General features: G+C 73.0%; 13 protein-coding genes. 10 read left to right on the top strand and 3 right to left on the bottom strand.

From position 1 onward, the window contains the following. Positions 1–255: 255 nt before the first annotated feature. From GSY65_RS22150 to GSY65_RS22160, 3 genes are all read right to left on the bottom strand, one after another. Positions 256–927, bottom strand: coding sequence for a response regulator transcription factor (locus GSY65_RS22150; protein ID WP_159771590.1), 672 nt, complete (start codon positions 925–927; stop codon positions 256–258). 455 nt (positions 928–1382) lie between these two features. Further along, entirely contained in the window at positions 1383–2720 is a 1338-nt protein-coding gene (locus GSY65_RS22155) for a sensor histidine kinase (protein ID WP_159771593.1), read from the bottom strand. Between the two features lie 133 nt (positions 2721–2853). Beyond that, positions 2854–4020: a sensor histidine kinase gene (locus tag GSY65_RS22160; RefSeq protein WP_236579972.1), complete on the bottom strand. Its 1167-nt coding sequence runs from the start codon at positions 4018–4020 to the stop codon at positions 2854–2856. Between the two features lie 463 nt (positions 4021–4483). On the opposite strand from GSY65_RS22160, the gene GSY65_RS22165 reads away from it, so the two are divergent. Genes GSY65_RS22165 through GSY65_RS22210 form a run of 10 tightly spaced genes read left to right on the top strand, consistent with a single transcriptional unit; the run spans position 4484 to position 14951 of the window. Continuing rightward, positions 4484–4897, top strand: coding sequence for an NADH-quinone oxidoreductase subunit A (locus GSY65_RS22165; protein WP_055523485.1), 414 nt, complete (start codon positions 4484–4486; stop codon positions 4895–4897). Continuing rightward, positions 4888–5625, top strand: a complete 738-nt coding sequence (locus tag GSY65_RS22170) for an NADH-quinone oxidoreductase subunit B (RefSeq protein WP_159771599.1) — start codon at positions 4888–4890, stop codon at positions 5623–5625. Before GSY65_RS22165 ends, GSY65_RS22170 begins: the two co-directional genes overlap by 10 nt. Then, positions 5622–7151 carry an NADH-quinone oxidoreductase subunit C gene (locus tag GSY65_RS22175; protein ID WP_159771602.1) on the top strand — a complete coding sequence of 510 codons (1530 nt, stop codon included), beginning with the start codon at positions 5622–5624 and terminating at the stop codon, positions 7149–7151. Before GSY65_RS22170 ends, GSY65_RS22175 begins: the two co-directional genes overlap by 4 nt. Beyond that, a complete protein-coding gene (locus tag GSY65_RS22180) occupies positions 7148–8116 on the top strand; it encodes a complex I subunit 1/NuoH family protein (protein WP_159771605.1) in 969 nt (322 codons plus the stop codon). The genes GSY65_RS22175 and GSY65_RS22180 overlap by 4 nt, the downstream gene beginning before the upstream one ends. A 2-nt stretch (positions 8117–8118) precedes the next feature. Beyond that, on the top strand, positions 8119–8682 hold the full coding sequence (locus GSY65_RS22185) for a NuoI/complex I 23 kDa subunit family protein (protein ID WP_159771608.1): 564 nt from the start codon (positions 8119–8121) through the stop codon (positions 8680–8682). Continuing rightward, the gene (locus GSY65_RS22190) at positions 8679–9467 is read left to right on the top strand and encodes an NADH-quinone oxidoreductase subunit J family protein (RefSeq protein WP_236579974.1); all 789 of its coding nucleotides are present in this window, start codon (positions 8679–8681) and stop codon (positions 9465–9467) included. The genes GSY65_RS22185 and GSY65_RS22190 overlap by 4 nt, the downstream gene beginning before the upstream one ends. After that, positions 9467–9820, top strand: coding sequence for an NADH-quinone oxidoreductase subunit NuoK (gene nuoK / locus GSY65_RS22195; RefSeq protein WP_159771611.1), 354 nt, complete (start codon positions 9467–9469; stop codon positions 9818–9820). Before GSY65_RS22190 ends, nuoK begins: the two co-directional genes overlap by 1 nt. Further along, entirely contained in the window at positions 9817–11817 is a 2001-nt protein-coding gene (locus GSY65_RS22200; RefSeq protein ID WP_159771614.1) for an NADH-quinone oxidoreductase subunit 5 family protein, read from the top strand. Before nuoK ends, GSY65_RS22200 begins: the two co-directional genes overlap by 4 nt. A gap of 6 nt (positions 11818–11823) precedes the next feature. Then, complete coding sequence (locus GSY65_RS22205; RefSeq protein ID WP_159771617.1) at positions 11824–13398, top strand: complex I subunit 4 family protein; 1575 nt, start codon at positions 11824–11826, stop codon at positions 13396–13398. Further along, positions 13395–14951: an NADH-quinone oxidoreductase subunit N gene (locus GSY65_RS22210; RefSeq protein ID WP_159771620.1), complete on the top strand. Its 1557-nt coding sequence runs from the start codon at positions 13395–13397 to the stop codon at positions 14949–14951. The genes GSY65_RS22205 and GSY65_RS22210 overlap by 4 nt, the downstream gene beginning before the upstream one ends. The last annotated feature ends 53 nt before the right edge of the window (positions 14952–15004 follow it).

The following is a 15004-nucleotide window of genomic DNA, read 5'->3' on the forward strand; positions in this document are numbered from 1 at the left end:
CGGACCTTCCCTTGACCGTTCGACTGTTCGACGCGCTATTTTCGGCCCTTCGCGGACCTCGCCCCACCCCACCCCGCACACCCGCTGAACTGCCACAGAAGACGCTCCCCCGGAAGCGGCGGTTCTAGTACTGACGGGTCGGGCGCGTCGCGGGTACAGGGGGCGGGCGGCTGGTGTTCGGGGGGTGACCGGGGGCGGTAGGGGACGGGCGGTGAGTGTAGGGGGCACCGCGCGCGACCGGTGCGGACGGCCCCGTCAGGAGTTCAGATACGTGAGGACCGCCAGTACACGCCGGTGGTCCCCCTCGCTCGGGGACAGCCCGAGCTTCAGGAAGATGTTGCTGACGTGCTTCTCGACGGCGCCGTCGCTCACCACCAGCTGCCGGGCGATCGCGGAGTTGGTGCGCCCCTCCGCCATCAGCCCCAGCACCTCGCGCTCCCTCGGGGTGAGCCCCGCCAGCACGTCCTGCTTGCGGCTGCGCCCGAGCAACTGCGCCACCACCTCCGGGTCGAGCGCCGTCCCCCCGCCGGCCACCCGCACCACCGCGTCGACGAACTCCCGCACGTCCGCCACCCGGTCCTTCAGCAGATAGCCGACGCCCCGGCTGGACCCGGCGAGCAGCTCGGTGGCGTACCGCTCCTCCACGTACTGCGACAGCACGAGCACCCCCACTCGCGGGTGCTGCTTGCGCAGTTGCACGGCCGCCCGGACGCCTTCGTCGGTATGGGTGGGCGGCATGCGCACATCGGCGACGACGACGTCGGGCAGCTCGCCCTGCGCCGCGAACTCCTCGATCGTCTTGATCAACGCGTTGCCGTCCCCGACCCCCGCGACGACCTCATGGCCACGGTCGGTCAACAGCCGGGTGAGGCCCTCCCGCAACAGCACCGAATCCTCGGCGATGACCACCCGCACCTTGTCCTCCATGATCCCGTCCCCCCCCGCAGCACCGGAGCCGGCCCTCGTCCTGGCCGGCCCACCCGACCGCCCCAGCATCCCAGCATCCCCGTCCCCCCACGCCACCCCGACACCCCCGGGCGGGACAACCCCGCCACCTCTTGGCCGGTTACCGCCGCCGCGACACGGGCCGCACCACTTGGGGAACCGCCACCGGAAGCCCCGGAACGGACACCGGGACCCGGGGCGCACGGAGCGGACACCGTGCCGGTGCCTGATCGGTGAACCGTGGCGGAGACGTGGCGAACCGTGCCGGTGCCTGATCGGTGAACCGTGGCGGAGACACGGCGAACGGACTCCGTGTCGCGGCCCCGCGACACGGAGCGGCGCGTCCGGAGTCCCCAGCTCCGGACGCGCCCGCGGTGGTTCCGTTCCTCCCGCCGCCGGTCTCGTGCGACCTCCTGCCCCCGCGGCCGGGCCCCGCGTCACGCCCGCCAGGGCAGCTCCGCGGTGACGCGGGTGGGGCCGCCCGCCGGCGAGTCCACGACCAGTACCCCGTCGACGGCCCCCAGCCGTTCCGCCAGCCCGGCGAGCCCCGACCCCGCCCCCGCCTCGGCGCCGCCCATCCCGTCGTCGCATACCTGCAGCATCAGCCGCCCCTCTGCCTTCCACACGTCCACCACGGCCCGGGACGCGCCCGCGTGCTTGCTGACGTTCTGCAGCAGCTCGGACACCGTGAAGTAGACGATCCCCTCGATCGCCGGCACCGGCCGCGCGGGCAGATCCACCTCCACCACCACCGGCACCGCGCACCGGGCGGCCACCGCCGACAGCGCCGCGTCCAGGCCCCGGTCGGTCAGCACCGCCGGATGGATGCCCCGCGCCAGATCCCGCAGCTCCCGCAGGGCCGTCTTCACCTCACCGTGCGCGGAGTCCACCATCCGCGCCGCCTCCTGCGGATCCTCGGTCAGCTTCTCGCGCGCCACACCCAGGTCCATCGCCAGCGCGACCAGCCGCGCCTGCGCGCCGTCGTGCAGGTCCCGCTCGATGCGCCGCAGATCGGCCGCGGCCGTGTCCACCACGACGCCCCGGTCCGACTCCAGCTCCACCACCCGCGCCCCCAGCCGGGACGGCCCGAGCAGCGCGGTCACCATCACCCGGTCCACCGTCGTCAGCCCTCGCACGATCCACGGCGTGGCCATCGTGAACAGCAGCCCCACCAGCGCCGTCACGGTCACCTCGAACGCGTTGTCGAGGTACACGGCGTGCCCCTCGTCGCCGTACAGCTGCAGTCCGTCCTGCCCGACCCACATCGGGAAGACCCAGAACCACAGCGGATACGTCAGCATCGCCCACCCGTACGCCCAGAAGTTCAGGGCGACCACGAAGGAGAACAGCGACCACGGGAACTGCACCACCGCGTACAGCAGCTGCCGCCACGACGACCCGCTGCGCAGGACGGCACCCATCCACGCCAGCGCCCCCTGCTTGCGCACCAGCAGCGGCTCCGGCGCGGCCACCTCCACCCCGAGCAGCGCCCGCGCCCGCGCCCGCTCCATCGCGCCGAGCCCCCGGCACCCGGCGAGCCCCGCCGCCAGCACCGGTACCCCGAGGAACGTGACCAGCAGCCCCACCCCGACCGACAGCATCGTCACCGCGTACGTGAACATCAGCACGCCGATCGGGAAGCCGAGCATCACATAGCCGAACTCCCGCCAGCTGCGCCCCTCGAACGGCGCCCGCAGCCCTGCCGGCAGCCGATGCCGCCGCGCCACGGCCGAGTCGTCCCAGCCGTCGTACCCCTGCCCGTACGCGGATTCCATAGCCGCCACTCCTCCTCACCCACACTCCGACCGGAGCGCGCCACGATCTGGCGTACTCCCACCCTCCTCGCCCCCGGCCCGGCGGACCATCCAGCCCGTCGGCGTCCGGTTCCGGGGGTTAACCCCACCCCGCCTACCGGTCCCGCCAGGGCAGTTCCGCCGTGATGGTGGTGGGCCCGCCCACCGGGGAATCGACCATGAAGAGACCGTCCACCGCGCCCAGCCGTTCCGCGAGACCGGCGATCCCCGTGCCGCCGTCGACGCTCGCACCGCCCCGCCCGTCGTCCCACACCTGGATCAGCAGCCGGTCGTCGGACCGCCAGACGTCCACGGCCGCCGACTTCGCCCCGCTGTGCTTGCTGACGTTCTGCAGCAGCTCCGAGACGGTGAAGTACGCGATCCCCTCGATCGCCGCCGCCGGCCGTGCCGGGAGGTCGACCGTCACCTTCACCGGGGCGGTGCACCGCGAGGCCACCGAGGACAGCGCCGCGTCCAGGCCCCGGTCGGTCAGCACCGCCGGATGGATGCCCCGCGCCAGGTCCCGCAGCTCCTGGAGTGCCAGCTTCACCTCGCCGTGCGCCTCCGCCACCATCGAGGCGACGGCGTCGTCGACCTGTCCCTCCCGCAGTTTCTCCTTCGCCAGCCCGAGCCCCATGGCCAGGTTCACCAGCCGCGCCTGCGCCCCGTCGTGCAGATCCCGCTCGATGCGCCGCAGATCCGCCGCGGCCGTGTCCACCACGACGCCCCGGTCCGACTCCAGCTCCGCGATCCGCCGCTCCAGCTCGTCCGACGGCGACAGCAGCGACCGCACCATCGCCCGGTCCGCGTTCGCCAGCCCTCGCACGATGTACGGCAGCACCGGCCACGCCACGAACAACCCCGTGAGGGTGATCGTGAACGTCGCGATCCCCCACGGCAGCCGGATCAGCTCGTACAGCATGGAACGCCAGCCGACCGGGTCCTTCACGCTCATCCACACCTGCGCGACCAACCCGTCCGCACCGCCCCGCATCGGCAGCGGACTCGGCTCGTCCACCGTCACGTCGAGCAGCGCCCGCGCCCGTATCCGCTCCAGTTTGCCCAGCTGCCGCGCCCCCAGCAGGGCGGCTGCGAGCAGCGGGAAACCGATCACCGTCAGCGTCAGGAACGCACTCGTGAACAGCACCGTCGTCACGAACGTGAACCCGATCAGCGCCAGCGGCAGGTTCGTCAGCAGATGCGCGATCTCCTTCCACGTGTGCGCCTCGAACGCGAGACGCGCGGGCGGCAGCGGTGCGGAGGGCGTGCGGCTGGAGGGCAACGGCCGCCGGGCCGGCCGTTCACGGCCTGCCGGCGGAGAGGCCGGCGGAGAGGCCGGCGGAGAGGCCGGCGGAGAGGCCGGTGCAGAGGCTGGGGGCGCGGCCGGTGGAGAAGCCTGGGGAGAAAGGGGCTGCTCGGTCATGGCCACAGCCTGCCCGCCCCCGCCCCACCGGCGCCATGCGGCGAACCGCCCGGCCCCTCCTGGGGAAAACCCCACCCGCCGCCGCAGCCCCCCGGCCCACCACCCCCGCCCGCCGGGCCCTTCGTCCCGCGCGGGTCGCCGCCACCGCCCGGCGCGCGGACTCCCAGGTCACGGCCCCGCGCATGCCGAGCTGTGACGGGCTGCTTACGGTCTCTTTAGCAGGGCCTAGACTCCCGTGCGTACAGATCGTCGAACAGCGGCGTATGCCTGGCGTACGGAGCGCGTACGCACAGGTCGCCAGGTGAGGGAGCGAGGGGCGGACGTGCCGGAACCGACCGTCGCCGTCGCGGCGGAGTACGTCGTGGCGGCGGACTACTTCCAGTCCTACTCGGTGGTCGGACTGCTCGCCGCCGTGGGCGTGCTCTTCGTGGCCATCGCCTTCGGCGCGGGACGCCTGCTGCGCCCCGAGGTCCCCACCCGCGAGAAGCTCCTGACGTACGAGTGCGGCGTCGACCCCGTCGGCGAGCACTGGGCCCACACCCAGGTCCGCTACTACGTGTACGCCTTCCTCTACGTCATCTTCGCCATCGACTCGATCTTCCTCTTCCCCTGGGCGACCGTCTTCGCCGACGACGGCTATGGCGCGACCACGCTGGTGGAGATGTTCGTCTTCCTCGGTTTCCTCGCCGTCGGCCTGCTCTACGCATACAAGAAGGGCGTCCTGGCATGGACGTGACGCCGGAAACGACCGCCGCGCAGCCCGCCGCGCGGCCCGCCGACGGGTCCACCCCGCAGCCCGTGCACCTCCCGGAGCCCAAGCGGCTGGGCGCCCTCGCCCGCCTCGCCCCGGAGCCGATGAAGGTGATCCTCAACTGGGGCCGCCGTTACTCGCTCTGGGTCTTCAACTTCGGCCTGGCCTGCTGCGCGATCGAGTTCATCGCCGCGTCGATGGCCCGCCACGACTTCATCCGCCTCGGCGTCATCCCCTTCGCGCCGGGCCCCCGCCAGGCCGACCTGATGGTCGTGTCCGGCACGGTCACGGACAAGATGGCCCCGGCGGTGAAGCGCCTCTACGAGCAGATGCCCGAGCCGAAGTACGTCATCTCCTTCGGCGCCTGCTCCAACTGCGGCGGCCCTTACTGGGACTCCTACTCGGTGACCAAGGGCGTCGACCAGATCATTCCCGTCGACGTCTACGTCCCCGGCTGCCCGCCCCGCCCCGAGGCCCTCCTCCAGGGCATCCTGAAACTCCAGGAGAAGATCGCGCGGGAGTCCCTGGGGGAGCGCTACGGCTACGGAACGGCCACGTCGGCCACGGGAACCGACGGCGCCCCCACGGCCACCGGGCTCGCCGCCCCCGGCCGCCCGTCACCGGCAGCCCTCCAGAGCGGCCTGGTGCACCCCCCGGCCCCGCCGGCCGGCACCGGCCCGACCGACAGCTCCACCGGGGAGGGGGACCGATGACCGGCTGGCTGCCCGCCCCCGTCGAGGAACTCTTCGGCGCCGACGCCACCGCCGAGGAGTCGTACGACGTCCTCACCGTGGACGTCCCGTCCGCCTCCTGGATCCCGGCCCTGACCACGGCCCGCACCACCCTGGGCTGCACCTACTTCGACTGGCTGAGCGCGGTCGACGAGCCCGGCACCGGTTTCCGGGTCTCCGCCCATGTCGTGGCCCTGACCCCGGTCCGCCGCCTCCTGATGCGCACCACCGTCCCGCACACGGCCCCGGTGCTGCCCACCGCCGTGGACGTCTACGCCGGTGCCGCCTGGCACGAGCGCGAGACCCACGAAATGTTCGGCGTCCGCTTCGAGGGACACCCCGCCCTCGACCACCTCCTCCTCCCCGAGAACTTCGAGGGCCACCCGCTGCGCAAGGACTTCGTCCTGGCCGCCCGTGTCGCCAAGGCGTGGCCCGGCGCCAAGGAACCCGGCGAGTCCGAGCACGGCGGCCCCAAGCGCCGCCAGATGCTCCCGCCCGGCGTCCCCGACCCCAACGAGTGGGGCCCCCTCAAGGGCCAGCTCCCCCCAGCCCCGGCCCGCCCCACCCGAGCGGCCGGAGACCGCCCGGCCCGAGCCGCCGGGGACCGCCCCGTACGGCGGACCCGCACGGCGGCGCAGGGCTCGGCGAGCCAGACGCCCACGGAGCCGGCGCCGGGTGCCGCGGATACCCCGGCTGCACCGGCTTCTCCCGCGCCTCCGCGTCGCAGCCGTACGGCGGCGCAGGGTTCGGCGAGTCAGATGGCCGCGGAGTCGGTGCCGGGTGCCGCGGATACCCCGGCTGCACCGGCCTCCCCCGCGCCCACGACGCCGCGCCGCGCCCGCACCGCGTCCGGTGGCTCGGCGAGCCAGCGCACCCCGTCGGGCGGCGCCCCCGCCGAGCGCCCGGCGGAGAGCCGCCCCGCCCGCCCGGCCGTCCGCAGCGCCGACGCCCCCTGGCACCACGCCCGCCCGGCCTTCGAGGAGCCGGCACCGCAGGCGGAGCACGCCCCGACGGAGCCGAGGTCCGAGCTGGAGCCCGAACCCGCAGCCGAGCCCGAGCGCAAGGCCCAGCCCTCGAAGCCGGAGGCCGAATCCTCGGCGGCGGTCGAACCGGCGTCCGAGACCGAACCTCAGTCCAAGACCGAGCCCGACTCCGTGACCGAGCCCGACTCCGTGACCGAGCCCGAGACTGAGACTGAGTCCGACTCCGTGACCAAGACCAAGACCGAGTCCGACTCCGTGACCGAGCCCGCGCCCGGGACCCAACCCGCACCCGGAACCGAACCCGCACCCGGAACGGCGCCCGCGGCGGAGCCGTCCGCGGTCCCCGGCGCTCCGGGCGACCGCACCCCCGGTGACGGAAGCGAGACGCCCGCCGACGAGACCGGTGACGGGGGCGAGACGCCCGCCGACGAGAACCGCGCCCCCGAGCCTTCCCCCGCTCCCGAAGGCCCCACCACCCCCGCCCCCCCCACCACCCCCGAACCCCCCGCAGGAGGCCCGCGGTGAACGACGCCCTCGACGTCGCCCTGCGACTCCTCCTCGTCTTCGTCGTCTTCCTCACCTTCCCCCTGATCATCGGTCAGACGGAACACAAGGTGATGGCCCACATGCAGGGCCGCCTCGGCCCCATGTACGCCGGCGGCTTCCACGGCTGGGCCCAGCTCGTCGCCGACGGCGTGAAGTTCGCCCAGAAGGAAGACGTCGTCCCGGCCGGCGCGGACCGCCGCATCTTCCAGCTCGCCCCTGCCGTCGCCCTGCTCCCGTACCTCCTCGTCCTCCTCGCCATCCCCATCGGCCCCGGCGAGGGCGCCGTCGGGGTGGTCATCGACGCGGGCATCTTCTTCGTCCTCGCCGTGATGGGCGTCGGCGTCCTCGGCTCGCTCATGGCCGGCTGGGCCTCCGCGAACAAGTTCTCCCTCCTGGGAGGTCTGCGCACCGCCGCCCAGCTCCTCGCCTACGAACTCCCGATGCTCCTGACGGCCGCCTCGGTGGCGATGGCGGCCGGCACGGTCTCCCTCGTCGGCATCCTCGACGCCTTCGAGTGGTGGTGGCTCCCCTGGCAGATCGTCGGCGCGATCGTCTTCTTCGTCGCCGGCCTCGCCGAACTCCAGCGCCCGCCCTTCGACATGCCCGTCGCCGACTCGGAGATCATCTTCGGCGCCTACACCGAGTACACCGGCCTCCGCTTCGCCCTGTTCCTGCTCGCCGAGTACGCCGGGATCGTCGTCCTGTGCGGCCTGACCACCGTCCTCTTCCTCGGCGGGTGGCACGGCCCCTGGGGCGCCGACGGCCTCGGCTGGGTGTGGACGCTGCTGAAGACCGCCGTCCTCGCCTTCGTCGTCATCTGGCTCCGCGTCACCTACCCCCGGCTGCGCGAGGACCAGCTGCAGAAGCTCTCCTGGACCCTCCTCGTCCCCCTGTCCCTCGCCCAGATCGCCCTCACCGGCGTCGTCAAGGTGGTGATCCGGTAACCATGGCCCCCATCCCCGGCAGTGGTCTGGCCAAGGGCCTGGCCGTCACCCTCCGCACGATGACGCGGAAGACGGTCACCGAGCAGTACCCGGACACCCAGCCCGACCTCCCGCCCCGCACCCGCGGCGTCATCGGCCTGTTCGAGGAGAACTGCACCGTCTGCATGCTCTGCGCCCGGGAGTGCCCGGACTGGTGCATCTACATCGACTCCCACAAGGAGACCGTCCCGCCCGCCGCCCCCGGCGGACGTGAGCGCAGCCGCAACGTCCTCGACCGCTTCGCCATCGACTTCTCCCTCTGCATGTACTGCGGTATCTGCATCGAGGTCTGCCCCTTCGACGCCCTCTTCTGGTCGCCCGAGTTCGAGTACGCGGAGACCGACATCCGAGAACTCACCCACGAGCGCGACAAACTCCGCGAGTGGATGTGGACCGTCCCGGCCCCGCCCGCCCTCGACCCCGGTGCCGAAGAACCCAAGGAACTCGCCGCCGCCCGCAAGACCGCCGAGAAGATCGCCGCCACCCAGCAGGCCGACCAGCCGCAGCCGGGGGAGGGGAACACATGAGCCCCACCGCCGCCGTCGCCCTCGCCGCCACGTACCAGCACCCCGCGCTGGCCGCCGTCGAGACCCGCGGCTTCCTCTCGCCGGCCGGCGTCGAGATCGCCTTCCTCCTCGTCGGGCTGGTCACCCTCGGCGCCGCGATCGTCACCGTCACCACCCGCCAACTGGTGCACGCCGCCCTGTGGCTGGTCGTGGCGCTCGGCGGTCTCGCCGTCGAGTACCTGCTCCTCACCGCCGAGTTCATCGCCTGGGTCCAGGTCCTCATCTACGTCGGTTCCGTCGTCGTGCTCCTGCTGTTCGGGCTGATGCTGACCAGGGCCCCGATCGGCCGCTCCCCGGACGCCGACTCCGGCAACCGCTGGGCGGCCCTCACCGTGGCCGTCGCCGCTGCCGCCGCCCTCGTCTGGGTCGTCGTCGACGCCTTCCGCACCACGTGGATCGACCTCGACGTCCCCGCCGCCGGCTCGACGAGGACCACCGGCGAGAGCCTCTTCCAGAACTGGGTCCTCCCCTTCGAGGCCCTCTCCGTCCTCCTCCTCGCCGCCCTGGTCGGCGCGATCGTCCTCTCCCGCAAGGCCAAGCCGGAGCCCGTCGAACCGAAGCCCTCCACCCCGGCCACCGGCTCAGCCCCGGCCACCGGCTCCGCCCCGACGACTGGCTCCGGCCCGACGATCGGCTCCGCCCCGACGATCGGCTCCGCCCCGGCGCCCGCACCCGCCCCTGCCGAGGCCCCGGCCGCCCCGGCCGCGGCCGACGCCCCCGACCCGTCCGAGGGAGGGGTCCGCTGATGCACCTCGCCTATCCCGTCGTGCTCTCCGCCCTCCTCTTCTGCACGGGCCTGTACGGCGTCCTCGCCCGCCGCAACGCGATCCTGGTCCTGATGTCCGTCGAGCTGATGCTCAACGCCGTCAACCTCAACCTCGTCGCCTTCGACGTCTGGCTCAGCAAGGCCGCCGAGGAGACCCTCCGCTCCGGGCAGGCCCTGACCCTGTTCACCATCACCATCGCCGCCGCGGAGATCGGCATCGGCCTGGCCATCGTCCTCGCCGTCCACCGCAACCGCGGCACCGCCGACATCGACAGGCTCCGCGACACCGCCGAGCGCCCCGAGCGGAGCGAGAAGGCCGAGGCCAGCGCGTGACCACGACCACCCTCGCCGTCCTCGTCCCCGTCCTCCCGTTCCTCGGCGCCGCCGCCGGCCTGCTCCTCGGCCGCACCGCCCCCGGCTTCGTCCGCCCCCTCGCCGTCCTGCCGACCCTCGCGGCCTTCGTCCTGGCCGTCCTCGTCGCCGTACGCCAGGGCGGCGACCGCCCCGTCGAGGCGGCCACGCAGCTCACCCCGACCGGCTCGGTCCCCATCGACCTCGCCCTGTACATCGACGGCTTCGCCGCCCTCGTCGCCGTGGTGGTCGGCCTGGTCGCCACCTGCGTGCAGATCTACTCGACGGGCTACCTGCGCGACGACCCGCGCTACCCCTCGTACGCCGCCCTCGTCTCCCTCTTCACCTCCGCCATGCTCCTCGTCGTCTACTCCGGCGACCTGATGGTGCTGCTGGTGGGCTGGGAGATCATGGGCATCTGCTCCTACTTCCTGGTCGGCCACTACTGGGAGACCGCGGAGGCCCGCGCCGCCTCCCTCAAGGCGTTCCTGGTCACCAAGCTCGGCGACGTCCCCTTCCTGATCGGTCTGTTCGCCCTCGCCTCGGACGCCGGGTCGTTCCGCCTCACCCGGATCCTCGACACCGTCGCCGACGGCGGCCTCGACCACCCGACGCCGATCGCCCTGCTGCTCCTGGCCGGTGTGGCCGGCAAGTCCGCGCAGTTCCCCCTGCACACCTGGCTGCCCGACGCGATGGCCGGCCCGACGCCCGTCTCCGCGCTGATCCACGCCGCGACGATGGTCGCCGCCGGTGTCTACTTCGTCGCCCGCCTCCTCCCGGTCTTCACCGCCTCCGCGGCGGCCCTGGTCGTCCTCGCCGTGATGGCCGCCGTCACCATGGCCGGCTCGGCCCTCGCCGCCCTCGCCCAGGACGACATCAAACGCGTCCTCGCCTACTCGACGATCGGCCAGCTCGGCTACATGACCGGCGCCCTCGCCGTCGGCGACCGCGGCGCCGCCGTCTTCCACCTCATCTCCCACGGCGCCTTCAAGGCGCTGCTGTTCCTCGCCGCCGGCGTGATCATCCACGCCGCCGGCACCAACTCCCTGGCCGCCATGTCCCGCATGAGCAACCTCCGCGCCCGCGTCCCCGACGCGTACTGGACGATGACCGTGGCGCTCCTCGCGCTCGCCGCGATCCCGCCCTTCAGCGGCTTCTTCTCCAAGGAGTCCGTCCTCGGCGCCGCCGAGAGCGCCGCCGAGGGCCACGCCGCGTCCGCCGGGCACGTCCCCGGCGCCGCCGGCTGGACCGTCCTCGTCGCCGGCCTCCTCACGGCCCTCCTCACCACCGCGTACGCCACCCGCCTGTGGCTGCGTGCCTTCCGCGGCCAGGGCGACGAAGCCCCCGACCACGGCCGCCAGCCGCTCAGCATGACCGTGGTCCTGTGGGTCCTCGCCGTGCCGTCCCTCGCCCTCGGCGGGTTCGCCTACGGCACCCTCCCCGACTGGTTCGACGGCGACGACCTGGCCCCCACCCTCACCACGTCCGTCCTCGGCACCGGCCTCGCCCTCACCGGCGGCATCGTGACGTACGCGGCCTGGCGGTACACCACGGCCCTGGCCCGCACCCCGCTCGGCGCGGTCGCGGCCCACCCCGAGGCCGACGCCGCGACCGTCGAGGCGGAGGCCATCGCGAGCCACGAGCCCGCCTACGGGGACGTGGCCTCGGCACCCGACCCGACGGACCCCTCCCGGGTCCTGCTCGGCCGACTGCACCGCCACGCCGCCGTCGGCTTCCACCTCGACGCCGTGTACACGGCCCTGTTCGTCCGCCCGGTCCTGTCCGGCGCGCGACTCGTGAGGTTCCTCGACCGCGAGGTCGTCGACACCTACGTACGCGGCGCGGGCGCCCTGCCCCGCCTGCTCGGCGCGGCCGTACGACGGGCGCAGACCGGCAATGTGCAGACCTATGTGAGCGCGCTGCTCGCCGGCACCGTCGTCCTGGTGGTCGCCGCCCTTCTCGTCGCCACGGGAGCGTGAGCAGGCGTGATCGATATCAACGAGTCCGTGATGCAGTTCCTTCTGGCGTTCGTCGTCGTCGGCCCGCTCATCGGCGCCGCCGCCGCTCTCCTGCCCGCCCCGCCGGGGCTGAAGGGGACGTCACCCGAGCAGGCCGTGCTCCGGCACGGCGTCACCGTGACCGGCGTGGTGCTCATCGCCGCGATCGTCCTCGCGCTCGGCTTCGACCACGACCACCCGTCGAGGATGCAGGCCGGCACCGACATCAGCTGGATCCCCGCACTCGACGTGCGCCTCCACCTCGGCATCGACGGCATCTCCCTCCCCCTCCTGGTCCTGACCGCGCTGCTGACCTTCCTCTGCGCGCTCTACTCGTACTTCAAGCTGCCCTCGGGCCCGTCCCCGAAGGCGTTCGTCGCCCTGCTGCTCGTCCTCGAGTCCGGCACCCTCGCGACCTTCGCCGTCCTCGACCTGCTGCTGTTCTTCCTCGCGTTCGAGACGGTGCTCATCCCGATGTACTTCCTCATCGCCCGCTGGGGCGGTGAGCACCGCACGCAGGCCGCTTGGAAGTTCATCCTCTACACCCTGCTCGGTTCCGTGGTCATGCTGCTCGGCCTGCTCCTGATCGGACTCAGGGCGGGCACGTTCGACATGGTGGCACTCGCCACTGACAGTCACCCCGAGCTGACCACGTCCGTGCAGGTCATCGCCGTTCTGACGATCGGGATCGGGCTCGCGGTGAAGACCCCGATGTGGCCGCTGCACAGCTGGCTGCCGGACGCCCACACCGCCGCCCCGACCGTCGGCTCGGTCCTCCTGGCCGGCGTCCTGCTGAAGATGGGCACGTACGGGTTCGTCCGCATCCTGCTGCCGATCACCCCCGACGGCTTTGGCACCTTCGCGCCGTACCTCGCCGCCTTCGCGGTCGTCGGCATCATCTACGGGTCCCTCGCCTGCCTCGCCCTCGCCAGGCCGGGCGCGAAGGGCGACCTCAAGCGCCTCATCGCCTACTCCTCCGTCGGCCACATGGGCTTCGTGCTCCTCGGCATCGCGACCATGACCCCCACCGGCGTGAACGGCGCCCTGTTCGCCAACATCGCCCACGGCCTCATCACCGGCCTGCTGTTCTTCCTCGTCGGCGCCCTCAAGGACCGCACCGGCACCACGGACCTCGACAGCCTCGCCCAGGAGACCGGCGCCGCCCTCTACGGCAGGGCGCCGCGCCTCGGCGGCCTGCTCGCCTTCGGCGCCGTCGCCTCCCTCGGACTGCCCGGCCTCGCCGGGTTCTGGGGCGAGATGCTCGCCCTGTTCGGCGCGTTCGACCCCGCCGACGGGCTCAGCCGCCCGGCCTTCCTCACCTTCATGGCGATCGGCGCGTTCGGCACCCTCCTGACCGCCGCGTACATGCTGATCGTGGTCCGCCGCGTATGCATGGGCGGCGCCCCGCAGGAGGGGCCGCGGCTCGCCGACGTACAGACGTACGAGTTCGCGGCCTGGACCCCGCTCGTCGCCCTCACCGTCCTCGCCGGTCTCTGGCCCGCGGCCCTCCTCGGCCTGACCGACCCGGCCGTGCAGCAGCTCCTCGCAGGAGGCACCCGATGAGCTCCCTGGCCCTGACGACGGCCCAGCAGGCGGCCCGGCCACTGGCCGAGTCCGTCGTCCAGTCCGTCGACTGGCTCGCCGTCGCGCCGCCCGTGATCGCCGCGGTCGTCGGCCTCGTCGTGCTGGTCGCGGACCTCTTCGTGGACGACGGGAAGAAGGCCCTGCTCGGCTGGACGTCCGTCGCGGGCCTCGCCCTGTCCCTGCTGGCCCTGGTGCCGCTCCTGGACGGCGACCGTGCCACCTTCTGCCTGACCGGCAGCCCGGACGTGTGCAGCTACACCGCGGACCGCTTCACCCTCGTCATCCAGTTCATGGTGCTCGGCGGCGCCCTCCTCACCGCCCTGCTGTCGATGACGGCCCTGAAGGACGGCCGCAGGGAACTGCCGGCGGGGGAGTACTGGTTCCTGCTGCTGTCGTCCGCCGCGGGCGCCGCCCTCCTGCCCGCCGCCCGCGACCTCGCCACCCTCGTCGTCGCCCTGGAGGTCGCCTCGCTGCCCGCGTTCGCCCTCGTCGGCATCCGCCACGGCGACAAGCGGTCCTCCGAGGCGGCCCTGAAGTTCTTCCTGTCGTCCGTCACCGCGACCGCCGTCAGTCTCCTCGGCATCAGCTTCGTCTACGCCACCACCGGCACCCTCTACCTCACCCAGATCGCCGACCGCGTCCAGAACGTCGACGGCCAGCTCCACACCGTCACCCAGACCGGCGTCGTCCTCACCCTGGTCGGCTTCGCCTTCAAGACGGCCGCCGTACCGTTCCACTTCTGGGTCCCCGACACCTATGTGGGCGCCCCCCTCCCGGTGGCCGCCTACCTGTCGGTCGTCGGCAAGGCGGTCGGCTTCTCCGGCCTCGTCCTCGTCACCGTCGTCGCCCTCCCCTCGTACGCCGACGCCTGGGGCCCCGCCCTCGCCGCGCTGGCCGCCCTCACCATGACGGTCGGCAACGTCGGCGCCCTCCGACAGCGTTCCACGCGCGCGTACAGCGCGGTCCGCCTGCTCGCCTGGTCCTCCGTCGGCCAGGCCGGCTACCTCCTGGTGCCGATCGCGGCCGCCGGGTACGCCGAGAACACCGACGACGCCCAGCGGGCCGTCGGCTCCACCGTCGCCTACGCGCTGATGTACGCGGCCGTGAACCTCGGCGCCTTCGCCGTGGCCGCCCTCGTCGGCCGCACCAGCACCCTCAACCGCCTCAGCGACTACCGCGGCCTCTACGCGTCGAGCCCTCTGACCGCGCTGCTGCTGGGCTTCTTCCTGCTCTGCCTCGCCGGACTGCCGCCGGGCATCATCGGCCTCTTCGCCAAGGTCACCGTCTTCTCGGTGGCCGTCGACGCGGGCCTCGGCTGGCTCGCCGTCGTCATGGCCGTCAACGTCGTGATCGCCCTCTTCTACTACCTCCAGTGGACCGCGCTGCTGTTCCGCGCCCCCGAGGGCGCAGCCCAGCCGCACCGCGTCCCCGCCCCGCTCACCCTCGCGATCGCCCTCACCGGAGTCGTCGGCATCGCCCTGTCGGGAGCCCCCCAGCTGATCCTGCGCTTCGCCGACACGGCCCTCTTCTAGGGCAGGCCGGCCCGACAGGCACAGCCACCCCCCTGGCACCCGGCACGCACGCG

It is taken from the genome of Streptomyces sp. HM190 (assembly GCF_009857135.1).
GTDB lineage: Bacteria > Actinomycetota > Actinomycetes > Streptomycetales > Streptomycetaceae > Streptomyces > Streptomyces heilongjiangensis.

What these genes read in the sequence shown, in the direction of transcription:
- GSY65_RS22175 (WP_159771602.1), top strand. Translation starts at nt 5,622, where the DNA reads ATGACCGGCTGGCTGCCCGCCCCCGTCGAGGAACTCTTCGGCGCCGAC.
- GSY65_RS22155 (WP_159771593.1), bottom strand. Translation starts at nt 2,720, where the DNA reads ATGGAATCCGCGTACGGGCAGGGGTACGACGGCTGGGACGACTCGGCC.
- GSY65_RS22190 (WP_236579974.1), top strand. Translation starts at nt 8,679, where the DNA reads ATGAGCCCCACCGCCGCCGTCGCCCTCGCCGCCACGTACCAGCACCCC.
- GSY65_RS22150 (WP_159771590.1), bottom strand. Translation starts at nt 927, where the DNA reads ATGGAGGACAAGGTGCGGGTGGTCATCGCCGAGGATTCGGTGCTGTTG.
- nuoK (WP_159771611.1), top strand. Translation starts at nt 9,467, where the DNA reads ATGCACCTCGCCTATCCCGTCGTGCTCTCCGCCCTCCTCTTCTGCACG.
- GSY65_RS22170 (WP_159771599.1), top strand. Translation starts at nt 4,888, where the DNA reads ATGGACGTGACGCCGGAAACGACCGCCGCGCAGCCCGCCGCGCGGCCC.
- GSY65_RS22185 (WP_159771608.1), top strand. Translation starts at nt 8,119, where the DNA reads ATGGCCCCCATCCCCGGCAGTGGTCTGGCCAAGGGCCTGGCCGTCACC.
- GSY65_RS22210 (WP_159771620.1), top strand. Translation starts at nt 13,395, where the DNA reads ATGAGCTCCCTGGCCCTGACGACGGCCCAGCAGGCGGCCCGGCCACTG.